This window comes from Paucihalobacter ruber (assembly GCF_006494535.1).
GTDB lineage: Bacteria > Bacteroidota > Bacteroidia > Flavobacteriales > Flavobacteriaceae > Paucihalobacter > Paucihalobacter ruber.
Window position 1 is genome coordinate 33,293 of record NZ_VHIQ01000003.1, and the last position, 22,309, is coordinate 55,601.

At 35.8% G+C, this 22,309-nt stretch carries 21 protein-coding genes and 1 riboswitch; of the genes, 10 read left to right on the forward strand and 11 right to left on the reverse strand.

What is annotated here, in order from left to right; translation table 11 throughout:
* Window positions 1-99 precede the first annotated feature (99 nt).
* A complete protein-coding gene (purB, locus tag FJ651_RS06325) occupies window positions 100-1,437 on the forward strand; it encodes an adenylosuccinate lyase (protein ID WP_140989635.1) in 1,338 nt (445 codons plus the stop codon).
* 239 nt (window positions 1,438-1,676) lie between these two features.
* Here the strand turns inward: purB and FJ651_RS06330 are convergent, their stop codons facing one another.
* From FJ651_RS06330 to FJ651_RS06345, 4 genes are read right to left on the reverse strand one after another with little or no spacing between them, the layout of a single operon-like run.
* Window positions 1,677-2,222 (reverse strand): DUF4252 domain-containing protein, encoded by a 546-nt coding sequence (locus FJ651_RS06330; RefSeq protein ID WP_140989636.1) that lies wholly within the window; start codon window positions 2,220-2,222, stop codon window positions 1,677-1,679.
* A gap of 5 nt (window positions 2,223-2,227) precedes the next feature.
* Window positions 2,228-2,800, reverse strand: coding sequence for a DUF4252 domain-containing protein (locus FJ651_RS06335; RefSeq protein ID WP_140989637.1), 573 nt, complete (start codon window positions 2,798-2,800; stop codon window positions 2,228-2,230).
* 10 nt (window positions 2,801-2,810) lie between these two features.
* Window positions 2,811-3,308, reverse strand: coding sequence for a hypothetical protein (locus FJ651_RS06340; RefSeq protein ID WP_216746094.1), 498 nt, complete (start codon window positions 3,306-3,308; stop codon window positions 2,811-2,813).
* On the reverse strand, window positions 3,295-3,804 hold the full coding sequence (locus FJ651_RS06345) for an RNA polymerase sigma factor (protein ID WP_140989638.1): 510 nt from the start codon (window positions 3,802-3,804) through the stop codon (window positions 3,295-3,297). Before FJ651_RS06345 ends, FJ651_RS06340 begins: the two co-directional genes overlap by 14 nt.
* 147 nt (window positions 3,805-3,951) lie before the next feature.
* Between FJ651_RS06345 and FJ651_RS06350 the strand changes: the two genes are divergently transcribed.
* A complete protein-coding gene (locus FJ651_RS06350) occupies window positions 3,952-5,397 on the forward strand; it encodes a S41 family peptidase (RefSeq protein WP_140989639.1) in 1,446 nt (481 codons plus the stop codon).
* On the opposite strand, the gene FJ651_RS06355 is transcribed toward FJ651_RS06350, so the two are convergent.
* A complete protein-coding gene (locus FJ651_RS06355; protein WP_140989640.1) occupies window positions 5,381-7,054 on the reverse strand; it encodes a Na/Pi cotransporter family protein in 1,674 nt (557 codons plus the stop codon). The two genes, FJ651_RS06350 and FJ651_RS06355, sit on opposite strands and share 17 nt — an antisense overlap.
* Window positions 7,055-7,197: 143 nt before the next feature.
* Window positions 7,198-9,123 carry a TonB-dependent receptor plug domain-containing protein gene (locus FJ651_RS06360; protein WP_140989641.1) on the reverse strand — a complete coding sequence of 642 codons (1,926 nt, stop codon included), beginning with the start codon at window positions 9,121-9,123 and terminating at the stop codon, window positions 7,198-7,200.
* Window positions 9,124-9,193: 70 nt separating this feature from the next.
* Window positions 9,194-9,395: riboswitch (cobalamin riboswitch) on the reverse strand.
* Window positions 9,396-9,587: 192 nt separating this feature from the next.
* On the opposite strand from FJ651_RS06360, the gene FJ651_RS06365 reads away from it, so the two are divergent.
* The 7 genes from FJ651_RS06365 (at window position 9,588) to FJ651_RS06395 (ending at window position 16,192) form a co-directional block, all read left to right on the forward strand.
* Complete coding sequence (locus FJ651_RS06365; RefSeq protein ID WP_140989642.1) at window positions 9,588-10,736, forward strand: ABC transporter substrate-binding protein; 1,149 nt, start codon at window positions 9,588-9,590, stop codon at window positions 10,734-10,736.
* A gap of 161 nt (window positions 10,737-10,897) precedes the next feature.
* On the forward strand, window positions 10,898-11,929 hold the full coding sequence (locus tag FJ651_RS06370) for a FecCD family ABC transporter permease (RefSeq protein ID WP_394348088.1): 1,032 nt from the start codon (window positions 10,898-10,900) through the stop codon (window positions 11,927-11,929).
* 164 nt (window positions 11,930-12,093) lie between these two features.
* The gene (locus FJ651_RS06375; protein WP_140989644.1) at window positions 12,094-12,885 is read left to right on the forward strand and encodes an ABC transporter ATP-binding protein; all 792 of its coding nucleotides are present in this window, start codon (window positions 12,094-12,096) and stop codon (window positions 12,883-12,885) included.
* A gap of 22 nt (window positions 12,886-12,907) precedes the next feature.
* On the forward strand, window positions 12,908-14,224 hold the full coding sequence (gene rmuC / locus FJ651_RS06380; protein ID WP_140989645.1) for a DNA recombination protein RmuC: 1,317 nt from the start codon (window positions 12,908-12,910) through the stop codon (window positions 14,222-14,224).
* Window positions 14,225-14,335: 111 nt separating this feature from the next.
* Window positions 14,336-14,950 carry a SatD family protein gene (locus FJ651_RS06385; protein WP_140989646.1) on the forward strand — a complete coding sequence of 205 codons (615 nt, stop codon included), beginning with the start codon at window positions 14,336-14,338 and terminating at the stop codon, window positions 14,948-14,950.
* Entirely contained in the window at window positions 14,947-15,660 is a 714-nt protein-coding gene (locus FJ651_RS06390) for a DUF3307 domain-containing protein (protein WP_140989647.1), read from the forward strand. Before FJ651_RS06385 ends, FJ651_RS06390 begins: the two co-directional genes overlap by 4 nt.
* Window positions 15,653-16,192: an acyl-CoA thioesterase gene (locus FJ651_RS06395; protein ID WP_140989648.1), complete on the forward strand. Its 540-nt coding sequence runs from the start codon at window positions 15,653-15,655 to the stop codon at window positions 16,190-16,192. The genes FJ651_RS06390 and FJ651_RS06395 overlap by 8 nt, the downstream gene beginning before the upstream one ends.
* 46 nt (window positions 16,193-16,238) lie before the next feature.
* Here FJ651_RS06395 and FJ651_RS06400 read toward each other — a convergent pair whose 3' ends face one another.
* The 3 genes from FJ651_RS06400 to rpmH all read right to left on the reverse strand — a co-directional run bounded on the left by FJ651_RS06400 (window position 16,239) and on the right by rpmH (window position 19,877).
* Window positions 16,239-16,619: a T9SS type A sorting domain-containing protein gene (locus FJ651_RS06400; protein ID WP_216746095.1), complete on the reverse strand. Its 381-nt coding sequence runs from the start codon at window positions 16,617-16,619 to the stop codon at window positions 16,239-16,241.
* Between the two features lie 143 nt (window positions 16,620-16,762).
* Window positions 16,763-19,615, reverse strand: coding sequence for a carbamoyl-phosphate synthase large subunit (carB, locus tag FJ651_RS06405; RefSeq protein ID WP_140989650.1), 2,853 nt, complete (start codon window positions 19,613-19,615; stop codon window positions 16,763-16,765).
* A 100-nt stretch (window positions 19,616-19,715) separates the two neighbouring features.
* Window positions 19,716-19,877, reverse strand: coding sequence for a 50S ribosomal protein L34 (gene rpmH / locus FJ651_RS06410; protein ID WP_140989651.1), 162 nt, complete (start codon window positions 19,875-19,877; stop codon window positions 19,716-19,718).
* A 163-nt stretch (window positions 19,878-20,040) separates the two neighbouring features.
* On the opposite strand from rpmH, the gene FJ651_RS06415 reads away from it, so the two are divergent.
* Window positions 20,041-20,601, forward strand: coding sequence for a tetratricopeptide repeat protein (locus FJ651_RS06415; RefSeq protein ID WP_140989652.1), 561 nt, complete (start codon window positions 20,041-20,043; stop codon window positions 20,599-20,601).
* Window positions 20,602-20,609: 8 nt separating this feature from the next.
* Here FJ651_RS06415 and FJ651_RS06420 read toward each other — a convergent pair whose 3' ends face one another.
* Together FJ651_RS06420 and FJ651_RS06425 are read right to left on the reverse strand one after the other, a co-directional pair.
* Complete coding sequence (locus FJ651_RS06420) at window positions 20,610-21,545, reverse strand: lytic transglycosylase domain-containing protein (protein WP_140989653.1); 936 nt, start codon at window positions 21,543-21,545, stop codon at window positions 20,610-20,612.
* Window positions 21,546-21,597: 52 nt separating this feature from the next.
* Window positions 21,598-22,260 (reverse strand): alpha/beta hydrolase family protein, encoded by a 663-nt coding sequence (locus FJ651_RS06425; protein ID WP_140989654.1) that lies wholly within the window; start codon window positions 22,258-22,260, stop codon window positions 21,598-21,600.
* Between the last annotated feature and the right edge of the window lie 49 nt (window positions 22,261-22,309).

Below are 22,309 nucleotides of genomic sequence, written 5' to 3' on the forward strand. Positions count from 1 at the left end.
AGTGAAATATGATAATTATATGCAACTAAGTTAAACCTTTTTATGTTTAATTTTCTATGCTTAATGGTTATCTTTGTGACTTATTTTAAAAATCACCGTATGACATCGCTCTACGCCATTTCACCCATTGATGGTAGATATCACGATAAAGTAAAAGACTTAGGACATTACTTTTCTGAGGCTGCGCTTATTAAATATCGTGTACAAGTTGAAATTGAATATTTTATTGCATTGTGCGAAGTACCGCTGCCGCAGTTGACAACCATAACACCTGATTTGTTTGAAAGTCTTCGAAATATTTATTCAAATTTTTCTGAAGCAGATGCGCTTCAAATAAAAGACATTGAAAAAACCACCAATCACGATGTGAAAGCGGTTGAATATTTCATTAAGGAGCAATTTGACCAACTTAGATTAAGCGATTATAAGGAGTTTATACACTTTGGACTTACCTCTCAAGATATCAACAATACGGCCATTCCGTTAAGTATTAAAGACTCATTAAATGAAGTTTACTTACCGGAATTACAACAACTCATCAGCACACTCAAAAATCTTTCAAATCAATGGTCTGATATACCAATGCTTGCCCGTACACACGGCCAGCCGGCATCACCAACCCGTTTAGGAAAAGAAATTGAAGTTTTTGTTACCAGGTTAGAAGCGCAATTAGAATCACTACTTCAGGTTCCGCATGCAGCTAAATTTGGTGGTGCCACCGGAAATTTAAACGCACATCATGTGGCTTATCCATCAACCGATTGGAAAGCCTTCGGTAAGCATTTTGTTGAAAAGGTTTTAGGTTTACATCACTCCTTTCCTACCACACAAATCGAACATTATGACCATATGGCTGCAATGTTTGATGCGCTCAAAAGAATAAACACCATTGTAATTGATTTAAATCGTGATTTGTGGACCTACATTTCAATGGATTATTTCAAGCAACAAATTAAAGCCGGTGAAGTTGGTAGCTCTGCCATGCCTCACAAGGTAAATCCTATAGATTTTGAAAACAGTGAAGGGAATTTAGGTTACGCCAATGCTATTTTTGAACATTTATCGGCCAAACTACCCATTAGCAGATTGCAACGAGACCTAACTGATAGCACGGTTTTAAGAAATGTTGGTGTACCATTTGCACACACCATTGTTGGATTTAAATCTACCCTAAAAGGATTGGGTAAACTCTTACTCAATGAGGAAAAAATAAACGCCGACTTAGAACAAAATTGGGCCGTGGTGGCTGAGGCCATTCAAACAATATTAAGACGTGAAGGATACCCGAATCCTTATGAAGCATTAAAAGGACTTACTAGAACCAACACTAAAATAACACAAACATCAATTTCAGAATTTATTGATACCTTAGAGGTGTCTGAAGCCATAAAAATAGAGTTGAAACAAATAACCCCTAGAAATTATACCGGTATTTAACGATGTGGAAATTTATAAAAAATAACCTGTCTTTGGTGTTCTCCAGCTGTATTGGGTTGTTATTTGTAATCGCAGGAATATTTGATATTCTAGACCTTATGATTGTGAAACTTATTTTAATTTCATCAATCATTATCTTGTTTGTTCATGTTATGAACACTTTAAGTAATAGTATTCAAAAATAAAAGCGCCGCTACACTAAACAAAGTGCGCGGCGATTCTAGATTTATTTTCTATTCTTAATTAAAAAAATTAATCAGGTCTTTAAAAGCATCTTCCTCCATATTGGATTTAGACATGATTTGACTTAGGTTCATCATTTTATCGGCACTCATATTTTTACCCAGAACTCGCACTACCGCAAAGCCCTTATCGTCTGCATGACCAAACATTACAAATTCTTTGACAGCGTTGTCTTCTCCAAGATATTTTATTACAAACTTTCCGTCTTCAATATTGCCGCCACGCAATAATTCTTCGTACTGCTCTGCATCTAATATGGCCTTGACCTTATTGAGTTCTGCATTAAACAAATCCATATTTTGTTCATCAATGCGGTAAGCAAGCATATTGAGTCTGTCAATAGATTTATACGCTTCTTGCTCATCGGGGTTTAAAGCCGATTCATCAATATTAAGTATACTCTTAGGCACGTCCATACTTAAAAAACCCGGTTGTTCCTGATGGTCTACAAAATAGGCTTGCAAACTCGTGCCATCACCGCAAGATGTCATTAAAGACAGTAACAGAACAAATGGAATGATATTTCTTACTAAAGCTACCATACAATTTACTCTGAAGATTTTTTAACCTTTTTAAGCTGATCGCCACCCGGAACGTTCATACCATTGGTAATCTCACCAATTTTTCTAAGGTCAATATCACCGGTTAGACTTAATAAAACAGTTTCTACCTCTAACTTTTTACCGTTAATATTGACATCTGAATTTTTGGTAAGCTCATTTAAACCGGTCATAAACATCAATAATTCTTTAACATGGTTTTCGTCTTTACCTTCTTTTACATAAAATTTGATATTTTGCTCGCCATCTTTAATTCTCATCAATTCTTGTAAACTTGATGTTTTGAGATAGCCGTCAACGGTTGCCAGCATATCGGCAGATACTTTTGCATCGCCTGTGGTAAAGACGCGCATACCTGTGATTTTTTTAACCATGTCTAAATATTCTTGTGCTTCTGCATCATCAAGATTAACGCCCATTGAGGCAATCATGCTAAACATTTTTTGATTGACCACCACTGAGGTTACGCCTTTTACATCTTCGTATTTATCGAAAACACTCTGAGCAGTGACCAACACTGGCATCAGGATTAAGGCTAAAATAAAACTTACTTTTTTCATTGCTTTAAATTTAATTTGTTGTTTTAAAAATTTTGTTTTTTGTGTTTGAGAACTCTTCAATCAAACCAATTTTGCTAACACCTTCGGTATAAGATTCGCTCATGGTGTTAAGCACAGCTAATTGTTGGGTTCCTTTATTTAACTGTGTAGACACTAATTGCAGTGCTTCAACAGTTTTGTAATACAACTCTTGTTCTTCGGGCGAAAGCTGACTTAATTCTGTTTTCGGCGCTTCTGGTTGAGAGATGTAAATTCCAAACATAAGCACTGCAACGGCTGCGACAGAAATCCACCTGTAAACATTGTTTTTCTTAGGTTTTAATGGAACGTCTTTATTGTATTGCTCTGTTTTGGCTTGTTCAAAATATCCAAACATCAATCTATACGATTCTAAATGTTCGGGTACCCGGTTATTTAAAAAGTATTGCCGTAATTGTTGCTCTTCGGCAAGTGACGTTTCACCTAAATCGTACTTTTCAAGTAGTTGTTCTATATTATTTAACACCATAATTATGTGTTTTAGTTAATTGTTCTCTTATTGTTTTTCTGGCTCTCGATAAAGCTACTCTTATGGCCGTTGGATTCATTTCCATGATTTCGGCTATTTCATCAAACTCATAAGCCTCGATATCTCGCAATTGTAAAATCATTTTTTGTTGTTCGGGCAATTGCTCTAACATTTTTCCTACCCAGCTTAAACTATCAGATAATTCAACCTGTTTTTGTAAAGACACGCTGTGGTCTTGGTAATTGCTGTGAACAATCTTTAAATTTTGTGCTTGTTTCGACTTTAATCTGTCCAAGCAAAAATTCTTTGTCATGGTCATCGCAAAAGCTTCTACATTGTTATAAGAACTTATTTTAGACTGGTTACTCCACAACTTCATTAAAATTTCCTGCGTGGCATCTTCAGCCTCTTCGTTTGATACCAACAGTCTTCTGGCCAACCTAAATACCTTATCCTTAAAAGGCATTACAAGTGATGTGAACTCTGTTGATGTCATTAGTTGGTTGCTTTTATTAACTTTGGTTCTTGCCCTTACGACGAGGCAACTATTATTTTGTTACATTTTGTTTTAAAATTACAATATTGTAAGTAATTTTAGAGTTTGTACTACTAAGGTTTTAGGAATTATTGAATAGAAAAATATATGAACTACATCACCCGCTTTTTTTTGGTTATAACTGTTTTAGTAACCTTTAATAGCTGTTTTGAAGACAGTGACGACAATTTAATTGCTGCCAGCGAAATCAATGATTTTGTTTGGAAAGGCATGAATTTAGTGTATTTATACAAAAGTGAAATTCCCGATTTGGCCAACGACAGATTTAGCTCGCTCGAAGAATATACCAACTACTTAAACAGTTTTTCTACACCCGAAAGTTTGTTTGAAAGTTTAATTTTTGACAGGCAAAATGTAGATAAATTTAGTGTAATTATTCCTAATTATGTAGAATTTCTACAACAGCAACAAGGCATTTCTTTAAACAATGGTGCCGATTTTCTCTTTTATCTCGAACCCGGAAGCCAAACCAATGTTTTTGGTGTGGTTAGATTGGTTTTTGACGGGAGTCCGGCAGATCAGGCCGGATTGCAACGTGGTCAGGTTTTTAATGCCGTAGATGGCATTGGCTTAACAGTTGACAACCTTAATAATTTGCTTAATCAAAACAGTTACACACTTAATTTAGCCGATTACAATGATAACGGCACTCCGGAAGTTGCAGACGACACTATTGAAAGCAACTCACAAAGTGTTTCATTAACCAAAATCAACTTCACGAGAAACCCAGTGGTAACAACAGAGGTCATTAACCTAAACGGCACCAACGTTGGTTACTTACACTATACCGGTTTTAACAATAATTTTGAAACGCAGCTCAATCAGGCGTTTGCCACTTTTGCCGGTGCTAATGTTCAGCATCTGGTAGTTGATTTAAGATACAATCCCGGTGGTGTTATCAATACAGCCGCAAGATTGGGTAGTATGATAACAGGGCAATTTAACGGACAAGTATTCTCCAAATTATTTTATAACGAAGATTTGCAATCTAACAATACCGATTTCAACTTTACCAATACCATTAGTGGTGGTGCAACTATTAACAGCCTTAATCTTAGTAAGGTTTATGTAATCACCAGCAGTCGATCTGCTTCGGCGAGCGAATTGCTTATTAACAGTTTAAGACCGTACATTGAAGTGGTTCAGGTAGGTGATGTCACCTCTGGAAAAACCCAGGCTTCCATTACCATATTCGATTCTCCCGATTTATCAATCGACGACGTCAATCCGAGCCATACCTATGCCATGCAACCATTGGTGGCCATTTCGGTTAATAAAGACGAGGTTGAAGTGCCTCCAACCGGAATTGTTCCTGATATTTCAATAAGAGAAGTGCCAAATAACTTGGGAGTTTTAGGAGATGTCAACGAACCGCTGTTAGCTGCAGTATTATCTAATATTGAAGGTTTGGGCAGAAGTTTCCCACTGTTTTTCGAGACACTCAAACCTGTTAACTATAAGACAGAGGATTCAAAATTTAATGATAAATTGCTAATTAATCAGGAAGATTTTAGTCTTAAGCTACAGAAGTAACATCGCTATGCTCTGAATTATCAGTTTTATAAACACTGCAGTATTTCTTGCAGGCACTGTACATATTATTTAACGAAGAAATAGTTTGTTTGGTAACGTTGGTGATGGTTGATACCGTAATAGTCTGCTTTTTTGATTGCTTTAAATGATTGTATATAAAGTGAATATTCTCGTTATAAACATTGTGATTTTCGACATAAAAATTAATGCTTAAATCTTCGTGCATGGCGAGATTCATTAGCTGATCGTATTGATTAAAACGTTTATTGATAGTATCCTTTAAATTTTCTAAAACATCAATCGGCAAAGACTCTGAACTGTCCTGTATGTTCTTTATGTTATGTTGTATATCCTTGACATCTTTAGATGCATACACCAATGACCGCATGATAGCCATGTTATCTTCCAGTAGTTTTACTTCATCATCATCTAGCGGTTGTTTCATTAAATTGGAATAAAAAACGGTCATCTCGTCTTCAATTAATTTAATATGATCATATTTATCATTGGGGTTTTTGGCAACCTTAAAAATACGCATCCACTTGTTGAGTTTTGAAATGTTTTCCAATTTCACTTCGTAAACATTTATAATAAAATCTTTGGTAAGATCATACAGGTGAGTCAATTCATTTTGAATGGCTTTAATAGCCACATCCGGCACGTTGGTTGGAACATTTTTAATATAAATGGTGGCACCAACTGGTTCAGAAACCTTAAATCTGTTTTTAAGAAATCTCTGAAACAAACCTAAAAACGGGAAAAATAAAATTATTCCGAAAAAATTTAAAAAGGTGTTTAAAATAACCAGTTCCATTAAAACATCAGTCACATGAAACACATTGAGCAGTACATCTATGGCTTGTCTTAAAAAAGCAAAGGCAATTAAGCCCGCAACTACATTAAACACCACATTGGCAAATGCTAAACGCTTTTTATCGGCAGTGCCGCCTATGGCTCCCAAAACTAAGGTTGAAGTAGTGCCTATATTCGCTCCAATGATTAAGGCAACCGATTGATATATATCGATTAAATCAGAGTTTAGAGCACTTAAAATAATCACAATCATCGCTGAACTCGACTGAATTAAAGCCGTAACAATCAAGCCAACCAGCAAAAATGCCCATAGACCATATTGCGAAAAAATATTCATATCAATTCCACCCGAAACGGCCTCCATGGCTTCTTTCATATAGTCTAAACCCAGAAAAAGCAGGCCAAATCCAATTAAAAATAAACCCAGGTTTTTAATAACGGGTCTTCCTTTCAAGAATAAATAAGACAAAATACCTAATGCTAAAAATGGAAATGAGAAATCGGCTACATTCATTTTAAATCCGAGTGTTGCCACAATCCAGGCCGTAAAAGTAGTGCCCAAATTAGCGCCTAAAATAACGCCAAGTGCGTTTTTTAAATTAATCATTCCGGCACCAAGAAATGCCAGAATGAGTAAATTCACCATCGAACTACTTTGCAAGATACCGGTTACAAAGGTTCCGGTTAAAATACCTTTCCAACTGCGGTTGGTGAATTTTTTAAGCAGATTTTTAAACGATTTTCCGGCAAGACCTTTAATACCATCTTCCAGGTGATGCATCCCAAAAAGAAAAATGCCCAACCCGGCAAGAAACAACCAAAAATCGAAATCAAGGTCTTGCATATCTTTGTAATTGAATTAAGCTGGTAACCCAAAGATATCGATTTTAACGTGCGAAAACAATGATTTGAATTAGTTTGATAGGAGCAAAAATAAAAAGTCTGAAGTTTTTAGGCTTCAGACTTTAAACAGTACTAAAATTTTAATTAAAAACTCAATTGCAAGCCAACCAAAGCGTTTCTACCTCTGGTTGAAAACCGAAATATTTCCTGATAGTCTTGATCAAATATATTGGTGAGATTAAACATAAATTTTACATGGTTGTTTAATTGATGACTCACATAAAAATCGGTGATGCCAAAGCTGCTTAAAGTTACGCGCTCTGAAGCAAAGGTGCTAGGATTAAAAAACTGATCCTCTCGACTATCGTTAAACTGATAGGCCAAACTCAAGGTTGTTTTTTGGCTTGGCATATACAGAAGGCTGGCGTTTACTTTGTGTTTCGGGATTCTCAATGCAAATCTGGTGTCGGCATCAGTAAACGTATAATTGGCGTTTAGCTGAATCTTATTTCCAAAGCGGTTAGAAAACTCTACTTCTACACCGCTACTGGTAAAAAGGTCGGCAATATTTTGATATTGAGAAATAAACAAATCCGGATTAAGAGTTACAAAATCAACAAAATTCTTTTCCTCTCTGTTAAAATATACCACACTTACCCGCAACGATTTGCTGTTGGTAAATTCTAATCCCGCTTCTATGGTTCTATTTTCTTCGGGTAACAAATCTTCATTTCCGAATGAGGGATCGAAAATTTGAAATAACGACGGCGTAATGTATGCCGTACTATAACTCGATAATAATTTTAGGTTGTTTTCTTTCAGTTTAAAATTATACGAAGGATTAATATTGTAAACCACCTTATTTTCATAAACCGAATGAGTGTTGAGTCTGGCGCCGGCATTAACATTTAAACCAAAATCTGAAATGTACAATACATTTAAATAAGGGTCAACAATGGTGAAATTGGCGTCGTCTTCTTGAATAGATGGTTCAAAATCTGTTCCGCCAAAGGGAATACTAAAACTGTTCATTTTAGAATTGGTTAAATTGAGTCCCAAAGTAGCCGAAATTGATGTGTTGAATTGATGCTGAAAATAAGTATCAAAAGCAAAAAACTCTGAATCGAATTTTGACGGAAATGCCGAAGTTATGCCGCGCTCTACCCGAGTATAACTATCGTTAAAAACAAACTTCGAATTTTTGAATTGCCATTGCAAGTTACCACCTATGCGCCGTTGTTTACTTTCACTTAAGTTATCGGCGTCGGTAAAATCGAAGTTATCAAAACCACTTTTGAACTGGTCTAACGCAAAAAATCTGCTGATTTTCAAATTTTCAGAAAATCGGTAACCCAACTTTGCGTTAACGTTAAAAGCATTAAACACATCACTTTCAAACTGAGCTTCCCCATCGGGAGCGGCTACTGCCGATAGACCATCGGTAAATCTGTTTTGAAAACTTACCTCGTAAAACCATTTACCAAGACTACCGCCAACCTGGGCATTATTCACAAACTGTTCAGCATTGAAATTGCCAACATCTTGAGGCTTATTCGACCCAATCATAGTACTAAAATTGCCCGAAATAGGTTTTTCAGAAGATTTTTTACTTGTAATACTAATCACCGCTGTACTGGCACCACTGCCATATAAAACGCTGGAAGCGCCTTTTACAATCTCAATTTGTTCTATATTTTGAACTGAGAGTAAGCGCAAATCAAAATCGTTGGCAATCTGCGATGGATCGTTAACTTGAACACCATCAATAACAATCACAACCTGACGGTTTCGGCCTCCGCGTGCAAAGTAGCCCAGATTTTGACCGTCATTGCTACGACTGCCGTTAATTTCCATTCCTGAAAATTCGTTGATAACTTGCGCCAATGTTTTACCTGTACTGCGCTCCAACACTTCCGAAGTAATTTTGGTTACCACCTTACCACTATTTTTTCTGGGTAATAAAGTTTTAGAATCAATAAAAACTGAATCTAAGGACTGCTGTTGGTTCAAATCCTGCGCATAAGCAGAAATTCCGGCGCACAACCACGCCGCGATTAACATACGTTTCATTTTGGTTAAAATTTAACCGAGAAAAAAGAATGAAGTTTCCCTCACCCAAACTTTTATCCCGAAAGTTTGACTTATTTATTTGAATTTGGCAGGTCTCCTGGCTCGCGTCTTGTTATTGGTCTTCCCAACCGCTAAAGGCGGTCAGTGACATTGAAGTTAACAACAAGCTTATTAGCTTACAGTTGCGGGAACAGCTTCGGTTTTGCACCGAATTCCCTTTTAATCGTACTTTTTTTTGTAAAATAGCACGAACCTAAATTCGATGCGAAAATAGCAGTTTAATTGAACTAAGATATAAAGATGATTACTTTTTTTTGTTGAGTTTGTAAACCAAATAAATAAAACCAACTAAAAAATGGGCAATGATAATTCCTGCCACAATATATAATGTTAAATTTGAACCGTCTCGCATCGCTAAGAAATTTATCAAAACTAATATGTTTTTAAGAGCTTATCAGTCACTTATGTTACATAAAAAAACCACCGTATTGGTGCTATTTTTCGTCACAATTGTTTCATGTAAAAATGAAAAGGCTAGTGCCGCATTAGAGCCTGAAACTTTTTCAAATAAGATTGAAGTGAACTACGCCGAAGGTTTTTCAATAACTGATTATGGCAGCTATAAGGTTATTGAGGTGAAAAATCCATGGCCCGAATCTGAGCAAGTTTTTAAATATGCCTTGGTGAAAGACAAGTATGATTTTTCTTCGGAAGAAACCTTCGATGCGGTGATAGAAGTACCGGTTAACAATTTGATTGTGACATCTACCACACACATTCCTTCTTTAGAGATGCTGAATGAAGTGGACAAACTGATTGGTTTTCCTAATTTGGATTATATTTCTTCAAAACCTACCCGAGAACGAATTAAGAACGGGCAAATTACCGAAATTGGCAACAACGAATCCATCAACACCGAGACTGTTATCAACCTACAACCCGATGTTTTGATTGGGTTTGCCGTTAATGGAAGCAATAAAAGTTTTACTACCCTTGAACGCGCCGGTATTAAGGTAGTCTACAATGGCGACTGGACCGAAACTTCACCCCTTGGAAAAGCCGAGTGGATTAAATTTTTTGGTGTTTTCTTCGATAAGCTAGATGACGCTGATAAAATATTTAAAAATATAGAAAACAATTATTTAAAAATTAAATCTTTAGCATCAACATCAAAGAACCAACCAAAGATTTTAAGTGGTGCCATGTGGAAAGATACCTGGTATTTACCTCAAGGTAATAGTTGGGCAGCCACCTTTATTAAAGATGCCAATGCTAATTATTTTTGGAAAGATTCCGAAGGAACAGGAAGCCTTGCGCTAAATGTAGAATCGGTTATTGAAAAAGCTCAAAATGCCGATTTTTGGATTGGTCCGGGACAATTTTCGAGCTATCAACAAATGATGGATGCTAGTAAATCATACACCCAATTTAGTGCATTTAAAAACAAACAAGTGTACAGTTTTTCGAGTTTAAAGGGCGAAACAGGTGGCGTTATTTATTACGAACTTGCCCCAAATAGACCTGATTTGGTTTTAAAAGATTTAGTGAAGATATTGCATCCGGATTTGTTGCCAGATCATGAATTGTATTTTTTTAGGGCTCTGGAACAATAATTATATTAATGATTATTGTTGTACCGCAAAGTTATGCAGAGGTGCCACAAAGAACCATAGAGATAACTTCAAAAAAAAACACAAATTCTTTGTGTAACTTTGCGCTGCTTTGTGCCTTTTGGGCTACAACCAAAACTTTTTTTTCATTATAAATTATTACTCTGGGAAAAATAACAACATACAACAAACACTTCATAACACTAAGTTTAGCACTTATTATAGTGTTTTTCGCCAACATTAGTTTGGGTTCAGTTGCTATTCCGATAACGGAAGTATTTAAGAGTTTATTCCATCTTAGCGTAGAAAATACCGCCTGGAATTTCATTATTCAAGATTACCGCTTACCAAAGGCCTTAACGGCAGTTATGGTTGGCTCCGGACTTTCAGTTTGTGGCTTGTTAATGCAAACATTGTTTAGAAATCCGCTTGCCGGACCATTTGTTTTAGGCGTTAGTAGCGGCGCCAGCTTAGGTGTAGCCTTACTCATTATGGGCGCCGCAGGTTTTGGCGGAATTTTAGGAACCGCTTTACTTGGAACTTGGAGTTTGGTAATTGCCGCCGGACTAGGCAGTTTTTTGGTAATGTTGGCGGTATTGGCGGTAACGGTTAGGGTAAAGGACACCATGGCCATACTCATCATTGGATTGATGTTTGGTAGTGTTACCGCTGCCATTGTTGGCGTGCTTGCCTATTTTAGTCCTGCCGAACAATTGCAACAATACATTTTTTGGTCATTTGGCAGTTTGGGTAACAATTCGTGGGAAGGCATGTTGGTACTGTTTATTTGTTTTATTGCAGGTTTAAGTATGTCTATCTTCACTATAAAACCCTTAAACGCGTTGCTTTTAGGAGAAAACTACGCTAAAAGTCAAGGTTTAAACATTGCCAAAAGCCGATTAATCATTTTAATTGCTACTTGTATTCTAGCCGGTGCTGTTACAGCATTTGCAGGTCCAATTGCCTTTATTGGTTTAGCTGTTCCACATATTACCAGGCAAATTTTTACAACTGCCAGTCATCATATTTTAATTCCGGCCGTAACTTTAAGTGGTGCCATTATCATGCTTATTTGCGATAGTATTGCACAAATACCTTTTACTGATTACACATTACCCATTAATGCCATTACATCATTGGTTGGTGCGCCGGTAGTAATTTGGTTGTTGGTAAGGAAACGGAAGCTGCTCTTTTAAGACGACGCCAATTACCAAAATTGAGTTTAAAAGTAGCTTAATACATATAAAAGATTCTTTGCGTAACTTTGTGAGAGCTTTGTGTAATTCTGTGGCACCAACAAGAAAATGAATGCCAATCGATTTATAGCTCAGAGAAATACATCTTTACTTAACCATTTGAAATGCCAAATCAACAAGATATCACTCTTCAAACCAAAAACCTTTCTATCGGGTATTTCCATAAAAACGGAAATCATATAGTGGCCAAAAACATCAATTTTTTCTCAAATAAAAGTGAACTTATTGGTTTAGTAGGCAGTAATGGCATTGGAAAGTCTACTTTATTACGCACCTTGTGCAAAGTTCAAAATGCCTTGTCAGGTGAAATTTTTATCAATAACCAAAATTTAAAAAGCTACACCTACGAAACCTTAGCCGAAACCTTAAGCGTGGTTTTAACCGAAACGCCTGCTTCAAAAAATATGACGGTTGCAGAACTCGTAGCACTTGGGCGTCAGCCTTACACCAATTGGTTAGGCACCATAACTGAAAATGATAAAACTCACATTACGCAAGCACTTGAAGCCACCGAAATGATGTCGTTTAAAGACCGGAAATGCTACGAATTGAGTGACGGACAATTGCAACGTGCCTTAATTGCCAGAGCATTGGCTCAAGATACACCCATTATTATTTTAGATGAGCCCACGACCCATTTAGACTTGTACCATCGCGCTTCCATTTTGAAACTTTTGAAAAACTTAACCAAAACAACAGGAAAAACTATTTTGTTTTCTACCCACGAAATTGATTTGGCCATTCAATTATGCGATAAAATGTTGGTGATGACGCCCGAAGAATGCTATTTTGGCGATCCATGCCAATTGATTGAAGCCGGACATTTCTCAAAATTATTCCCAAAAAATTTAATTGACTTTGATGTTGAGGTCGGACGATTTAAAATCATAAATTAAATATCTTTACAAAAAACAGTTCATGGAAACTACTACACTTATTGTACTCATTTTTGTATTCCTGTTAATTGGAAGCGTTATTGGCTACTTCATAAGCAACCTCAAGCAAAAAGCGGCCGTTTCATCTTTGGAAGAGCGATTGCGATCTTTCACAGAAAATGAAATAAAGCTATTTCAAAATATTCAAGATTTGGAACAAGAACGAGAATCCATAAGAGCCGAAAAAGACCAACTTTCTATAGAACTAACCCGTAGAAATGCCGACTTTGAAAACCTCAAACTACGCAGTGACGAGCAAAAAGCCGAGGTTGAAAAACTTCAGGAACGCTTTCAAAAAGAATTTGAAAATCTTGCCAATAAAATATTAGATGAAAAGTCGAATAAATTCACCAATCAAAACAAAGAAAACCTCGATGCTATTTTAAAGCCACTTCAAGAAAAAATTAAAAGTTTTGAAGAAAAGGTTGAAAATACGCAAAAAGAAAGCGTGGGTATGCATGCCTCATTAAAAGAACAATTACTTAATTTGAAAGAACTTAACCAACAAATGACTGCGGAAGCTACCAACCTTACCCGAGCCTTAAAAGGCGACAGTAAGATGCAAGGTAATTGGGGCGAATTGGTTTTAGAGCGCGTGTTGGAAAAATCCGGTTTGGAAAAAGACCGTGAGTATTTTGTTCAGCAAAGCTTTCAACGTGAAGATGGTACACGTGTCATGCCTGATGTGGTGTTGCATCTACCCGATTCTAAAAAAATGATTATCGATGCCAAGGTTTCGCTGGTTGATTACGAACGATTTGTAAACGCTACAGAAGAAGAACGTCCAATTTACTTAAAAGCACATGTTAATTCTATAAGAAAGCACATAGAGCAATTGTCTGCTAAAAACTATCAGGATTTATACGATATTGAGTCGCCCGATTTTGTGTTGATGTTTATTCCTGTTGAGCCCGCTTTTGCAGTGGCCATTAATGATGACAATTCCTTATACAATAAAGCTTTCGAAAAGAATATTGTTATTGTTACGCCTTCTACTCTATTAGCCACGCTACGCACAGTAGACTCGATGTGGAGCAATGAGAAACAGCAGCAAAACGCATTAGAGATTGCTACCCAAGCAGGCCGACTGTATGACAGTTTTGTAAATTTAACAGACGACTTATTAAAAGTTGGAAATCAAATAAATACGGTGCAAAACTCCTATGGCACTGCGATGAAAAAACTAACCGGTAAAGGAAACCTTATTTCACGTGTAGAAAACCTTAAAAAACTTGGTGCAAAAGCGGGAAAAAGTATTGATGACAAATTGTTAAAGCGAGCCGATCAAGATCAGGATTAATCTATTTCAATTATTCCTTCTTGAAGTCATAATTTAAATTATTCCACATATAAGGCATATATTAGTTTATTCCATAAAAAAGGCATATATTTGAAGTCTATTTAAAATAGGATGATAGGAATAATCACAGGAGATATTATAAAATCTAGAGCAATAGACAACCAGGATACATGGTTAAGTCCATTAAAAAGCGCATTGAATAAGGTGGCGTTAAGTCCTAAATTATTTGAAATTTATCGAGGTGATAGTTTTCAATTAGAACTTCATGACTATTCTAAAAGTTTTGAAACAGCGGTTTATTTAAAATCTTGCGTGAAATCTATAAAAGGCCTGGACGTAAGACTTTCTATAGGTATTGGTGGTAAAAGTTATGACGGAAATACGGTAAGCGAATCTAGTGGCGAAGCGTTTATTTATTCAGGAACTACCTTTGATTCATTAAAAAAAGACAAACAAAATTTAAAAATTAAAACTGCTAATCAACAACTTGACAAAGAATTAAACTTGTATTTTAAACTGGCCTTAATTGCTATGGATAACTGGACCACAAATTCGGCCGAAATTGTAAAATTAACCTTGGAACATCCTAATAAAATACAAGAAGAACTGGCAAAACTTATAGGCATTAGCCAGGATGCCGTGAGCAAACGTCAAAAAAGAGCGTATCTTGACGAAATTTTAGAACTCAACAAACTCTTTCAACAAAAAATAAAAACGCTGTTATGATGGTACTTATAAAATTACTGATGGCACATTTGATTGGCGATTTTTTTCTTCAGCCAAAATCCTGGGTTGAAGAAAAAGAGGCACGTAAATTAAAATCTACCAAGTTATACATTCATACAGCAGTTCATATTGCTTTGATGTTTCTACTGCTTTTTGACCTGTCGTATTGGCGATTAATTTTAATTATTGGTGTTTTACATTTTATAATAGATGCTTTCAAGCTTACACTTCAGAAAAAGAAGACCAAGAGATTTTACTTTTTTGCCGATCAAATTCTACACTTGCTAACCATTTTTGGTACTTACTCTTTGCTTTACCCAGACAATATCAACTTAAATTTTGAAGTGAATGCATTCCATTTAATGTTTTTGTTAGCAGTATTATTTTTGAGTTATCCAACCTCAATAATTATGAAGGTTATTTTCTCAAAATGGAACCTGTCAAAAATTGTTTCAGAAAAAGAATCCTTAGAAGATGCCGGAACTTATATTGGGATATTAGAGCGATTACTGGTGTTTATCTTCGTTGTTTTAGACCAGTGGGAAGCAGTAGGATTTTTGATTACGGCAAAATCGGTTTTCAGATTTGGCGATTTATCGGCAGCCAAAGAGCGAAAACTCACCGAATACGTATTAATTGGCACCTTAATTAGCTTCGGAATTGCAATTATTATTGGACTTATATTTAAACTGATGTTGAACTATGTATAAAAGTGTAGAGGAATCTAAAATTCAAATATCAGAATTAATGTTACCGTCAAACACCAATTTTGGCGGTAAAATTCACGGTGGTTATATTTTAAAACTCATGGATCAGATTGCCTTTGCTTGTGCAGCAAAACATTCGGGTAGTTATTGCGTTACGGCATCAGTTGATAAGGTTAACTTTTTAAATCCCATCGAAGTTGGTGAATTAGTTACCATGAAAGCGTCTGTAAATTATGTCGGTACTTCGTCGATGGTAATCGGCATAAGAGTAGAATCTGAAAATATAAAAACAGGCTCGAAAAAACATTGTAATTCCTCCTATTTTACAATGGTAGCGGTAGATGATAATGGAAAAACCATAAAGGTTCCGGGATTAAAAATCACCACCAAAACCGATGCAAAACGATTTATTAAAGCTATTAAAAGACGTGAAAGTGAAGATGAAAGGAATTTAGATTTAAACAAAATCTATAAAGACATTGATACGCATTTAAACACCTTGAACGCTTATAGAGTTCAAGTTCAAATCAAATAAAAAGCCACCTCAATAAGGGTAGCTTTTTGCTTATATTAATACGTTTTTATTGTTTTATAAAACGCTTGGTTTTAGTTAGGTTGTCTGTGCTTACTTTAACTAAATACACACCGCTATTCCAATTTGATATATCAATTGATCCGTTAAAATTTGAGATTTCACCACTGTAAACCAATTTTCCCAGCACATTGAAAACAGACACCTTTGCGCTTGGCATATCTGACGGCAATGCGATATTTAATTTATTTTTTGCAGGATTTGGAGAAATAGTAAAGTCTTTGTCTTGGTAATTATTCTCAAAACCCAAAAATATATTTGTTTTAAAACTGGAAGTTAAAGTTGGATAAACCCAATTGTAGGCTTGACTTTTTATGGTCAAACTTAAAAAAACAAACGGCAGAACAATTTTAAATAATTTTTTTATCAAAACAATAATTTTTAATCAATAATGTTTCGTTTTGTACTATTAATGTCTATTTATCACGAACCGAGCCAATCTACAACATTTTTTAAATGTTTTTTTAGCCTGATTAAAAATAACAATTTATATCGAATCTTTTCATATGTAAATTATTTGCTCAAATACATCTTGCGTCTGGAGTACAAATTGTAAAACTCGTCGTCTTTTAAGCTATCAATAAACAATATGCTTTCACCGGTACTTTTCATCTCCGGTCCTAATTTTTTATTCACATTAGGGAATTTATTGAACGAGAAAACAGGTTGTTTAATAGCATAACCTTTTAGTTGAGGATTGAATTTAAAATCGCTTAATTTATTATGCCCTAACATTACTTTTGTAGCGAAATTAATATACGGCTCACCATAGGCTTTTGCTATAAACGGAACCGTTCTAGAAGCTCTTGGATTGGCCTCTATGATATAAACAATGTCATCTTTAATTGCGAATTGAATATTAATTAACCCAACCGTATTTAGTGCAAGTGCAATTTTTTTGGTATGATCTTTTATTTGCTGCATCACAAATTCGCCAATATTAAAGGGTGGCAATGTGGCGTTACTATCGCCCGAGTGGATACCACACGGCTCAATATGCTCCATAATTCCAATAATGTAAACCTCTTCTCCATCGCAAATGGCATCGGCTTCGGCTTCAATAGCACCGTCAAGATAATTATCTAACAGCAATTTATTATTCGGAATTTTTCTTAATAAATCTACCACATGTGCCTCCAATTCGGCTTTATTAATTACAATCTTCATGCCTTGACCACCTAATACATATGAAGGTCTTACCAAAATTGGAAAATCAAGTTTGTCGGCCACTGCTAGTGCTTCTTCGGCAGTTTCGGCTACGTCAAACTCAGGGTATGGAATGTTATTCTCTTTTAATAATGTTGAAAAACTACCACGATCTTCAGCCAGATCAAGCGATTTAAAAGTGGTACCAATGATCTTGATTCCGTAGCGGTCTAATTTTTCGGCCAGCTTTAAAGCAGTTTGACCACCTAACTGAACAATAACACCCTCAGGTTTTTCATGCTGAATGATATCGTAAATATGTTCCCAGAATACCGGTTCAAAATACAGTTTATCTGCGATGTCGAAATCGGTAGACACTGTTTCAGGGTTGCAATTGATCATGATGGTTTCGTAACCACATTCTGAGGCTGCCAATACACCGTGAACACAACAGTAATCAAACTCAATACCTTGTCCGATTCTATTCGGTCCGGAACCTAAAACCACAATCTTTTTTCGGTCGGTGACCACACTTTCGTTAGCAACATAAGTTTCTCCTGTTTTTGAAGTGATATCGCTTTCAAAGGTTGAATAATAGTAAGGCGTTTGTGCTTGAAATTCGGCAGCACAGGTATCTACTAATTTATAAACTCTATTAATATTAAATTCTTGTCGTTTTTTGTAAACCTGACTTTCCAAACACTTCAACATGTGGGCAATTTGGCGATCGCCATAGCCTTTTTGCTTGGCTTCTAACATTAAGCCGCGTTCTATCGTGTTAATATTATATTTTGAAATTTCCTTTTCTAAATGATACAGCTCTTCGTATTGTTTTAAGAACCACATATCAATTTTTGTTATTTCGTGAATACGTGATAATGGAATGCCCATCTGAATGGCATCGTAAATAACAAACACCCGGTCCCAACTGGCAAAGGTTAATTTTTCAATAATTTGATCGTAGTTGGTATATCCTTTTCCATCTGCTCCCAGTCCGTTACGCTTAATTTCAAGAGATTGAGTGGCTTTATGAAGCGCTTCCTGAAACGATCGGCCAATAGCCATCACCTCACCTACGGCTTTCATTTGCAAGCCTAAAGTTCTGTCGGCACCTTCAAATTTATCAAAATTCCAACGTGGAATTTTCACAACAACGTAATCTAAGGTTGGCTCGAATAAAGCTGAAGTTGATTTGGTAATTTGATTGTTTAATTCATTTAAGTGATAACCAATTGCCAGCTTAGCGGCAATTTTAGCAATGGGGTAACCGGTAGCTTTACTGGCGAGTGCCGAAGATCTTGAAACTCTCGGGTTAATTTCTATAGCAATGATATCTTCGTTTTCATCAGGACTTACAGCAAATTGCACATTGCAACCTCCCGCAAAATCACCGATACTGCGCATCATATGAATAGCCATATCGCGCATGCGTTGTTGTGTTTTATCAGAAAGTGTCATGGCCGGTGCAATGGTGATAGAATCGCCGGTATGAATACCCATAGGATCCATATTTTCTATGGTACAGATAATAACTACATTGTCATTTTTATCCCTAAGTAATTCTAACTCATATTCTTTCCAACCAATTAAAGCCTTGTCAATCATTACCTCATGAATGGGTGACACTTCTAAACCTCGGGTTAACAGTTCATCAAAATCTTCTTCTTTATAAACTATCGAGGCTCCTGCACCGCCTAAGGTAAACGACGCTCGAATCACTAATGGAAAGCCAAATTCCTGAGCAATTTCTTTTCCTTTTAAATAAGAAGTTGCAGTAGCTTGGGGCGCCATTGGAATACCAATTCTTTCCATTAAATCTCTAAACTTCTCACGATCTTCTGTAATATTAATAGCATTGATATCTACACCTATAATGTTGACGTTAAAATCTTGCCAGATACCCTTTTCGTCTGCTTCAATACAAAGGTTGAGTGCTGTTTGTCCTCCCATTGTTGGAAGTACAGCATCTATTTGTGGATGTTCCTTTAATATTTTAATGATAGATTTGGTGGTAAGCGGTAACAAATAAACATGATCGGCCATACTCGGGTCGGTCATGATTGTTGCCGGATTAGAGTTGATTAATACAGTTTCAATTCCGTCTTCTCTTAAAGACCTTAAAGCCTGAGAACCTGAGTAATCAAACTCGCATGCTTGACCAATGATAATTGGTCCGGAACCTATAATAAGAACAGATTTAATTTGGTTGTTTTTTGGCATTTTTACTTTTTCTTTGGAGTTTCAAAATTAGTTATCAAATAGGTATAAAAAAAGGCGTTACACCTAAGTAACACCTTTAAATATTAACAATTGTTAATCATTATTTCTTATGTCTTGGATCTGACGACACAGTTAATCTTTTTCTGCCTTTCGCACGTCTACGCGCCAACACTTTTCTGCCATTAGCAGAAGCCATTCTTTCTCTAAAACCGTGCTTATTTCTTCTTTTTCTTTTAGACGGTTGATACGTTCTTTTACTCATCGCCGTAAATCTTTATTATCTTGATTAATGTATAATTGACCTTTTAATGGGCTTGGCCAAACTGGGCGCAAATATACAAAGACTTTTTACTTTGACAAACCTTAAATTAAAAATATTTTGTTTTGTTTTTATTACCTTCGTACTTTAAAAAATCACACAACTTATGTTCAATAAAAATATAAAATTAATCATAGCAATTGCTCTTATTGCCTACGGAATATTCTTAATTACAGATAGATATGTAGGTAATGGCATTATGTTAATTCTGTTATCAACCATATTTATATTCCTTTACTTTAAAAATGAACTTATCTTATTGGCTTTTTTAAAACTTCGCAAGCAAGATTTTGTAGGAGCTAAAAAGTGGTTGGACAAAATAAAAAACCCTAAATCGGCACTGGTTAAAAAACAACAAGGTTATTTTTACTACCTGCATGGTTTGATGGAATCTCAAAACAATATCAACCAAGCCGAAAAGTTCTTCAAACAAGCTGTAAGTTTGGGTTTGAGCATGGATCACGATATGGCCATGGCTAAACTTAACTTAGCTGGTATTGCTTTTAGTAAACGCAGACCTCAGGAAGCTAAAATATTGATGGCCGAGGCACAAAAACTAGACAAAAGAGGACTTCTGGCTGATCAGGTAAAAATGATGAAAGAGCAAATGAAAAAAGCCTCTATGCCACAACAGCACTTTGGAAATCGTAATATGAGACGCCGTTAAGTTAAGAACTAAGGCGCTGTATAAATGCCTTCTGCAGGAATATCTATAACGTATTTTTTTCTGCTAGAATTATTTAAATGAGGTTCTCTCAACCAGGGATTGTGTAATTTTAATATTTTATAGTTAATATTGAAATTCTTGGCGAAGGCGGCAAAATCGGTTACAGCAGTGTCTATCTCTATCTTTCGGGTTGGTATGTGCTGATACAAATCTTCCGGCTTAAAATTGAAACCGTAAGTGGTGGGATTATTTATGATTTCCTTTAAAGCAATAATTCTAAAAATGTATCTACCGGTTTCTTCTCCCAGCAACAAGTCGTAATAATTGTCTGCTTTCTGAATATTTAGTTGTTTACTTATACCACCATTACCGGCGTTATAAGCAGCAGCAGCCAAAGTCCAAGATCCCAATTTGTTTTTGGATTGCTTAAGATACTTGCAAGCTACATGTGTTGACTTTTCCAAGTGATAGCGTTCATCTACATTTTGATTGATTTCCAAACCAAATTCTTTTCCCGTAGCCGGCATAATTTGCCAGAAACCTCTAGCTCCCGCAGGAGAAACAGCATTGGTTAAACCACTTTCTATAACTGCTAAGTATTTAAAATCATCGGGGATACCGTGTTCTTTTAAGATGGGTTCAATAATTGGAAAATATTTCTCGGCTCTTTTAAACATTAATAGAGCATTAGATTGCCAATAGGTATTTACCAATAACTCTCTATCCATACGCTCATAAATATCCGGATTGTGTAATGGGATAGGCTCACCGGCAAAATTCAAATCATTGGGCACTTGTATAGCATAAACATTGTATTTGTTAACCGGATCATTTTCAAGAGTTAAAGTCAAATCATTTTCAGGGATGCTCTGAGCTGCAATTATAATTAAACTAATTAAGCAAACTGCACCGAATGCGGCAAGTATGTGTTTTAGGGTGTTCATCTATCAATGGATTTTGTTAGCTAAAGGTATAAAATTCTAGTTTATTAATCTGTTAATTAAGAATTAGTTTTGGTAGATTTTCATTAAACCATTTGTATTTGTTAATTATCATCACATGCGTACCACCTTTAATTACAATGCAATTACCACCACATGAATCTGGAAAAACAGCATCTTTATTGCCGTGAATATAAATGGCGTTGGGGTTGGGCTCTGACTGCTCCCAGCACACCATTTCTTTTATCGCCCAATCTAGGTAACGCTTGTCATCGACTGAAAGGTACTTCTTGTACAATTCAATACGCCTTTTAATAGTTTCACCCAAAACAAACTTTGATAACAAATTAATGCTTCCTACCAATTGGGTCGGCAATATTTTATATGCTTTGGTAACCTTTAATAACTGTAAATGTTTTGGTAATTCGTGTTTAGATTTAATGCTTGAAACAACAATTAACTTTTTTACGTCAATACATTTAACCATTTCTTGTACCAGTACACCTCCAAAAGAAACGCCTAAAAGTACCACATTTGGCTGGTCTATCTTTTCGCACATGCGTTTGGCATAATGGGCTAAGGTTTCATCTTTTTCAGGGATAAACCATTCCAGCCAATGAATTTTAAACTGTTGCTCCGGAAGTTTAATGTTTTCAAAAATTGAAGGGTTAGCTGCCATTCCGGGCATTAAATAAATATTAACCACTTCTTGTTTCATTGAAGTTTAAAATAATTTGTAACTTTGCATATCCTTACTGCAAAAGTAA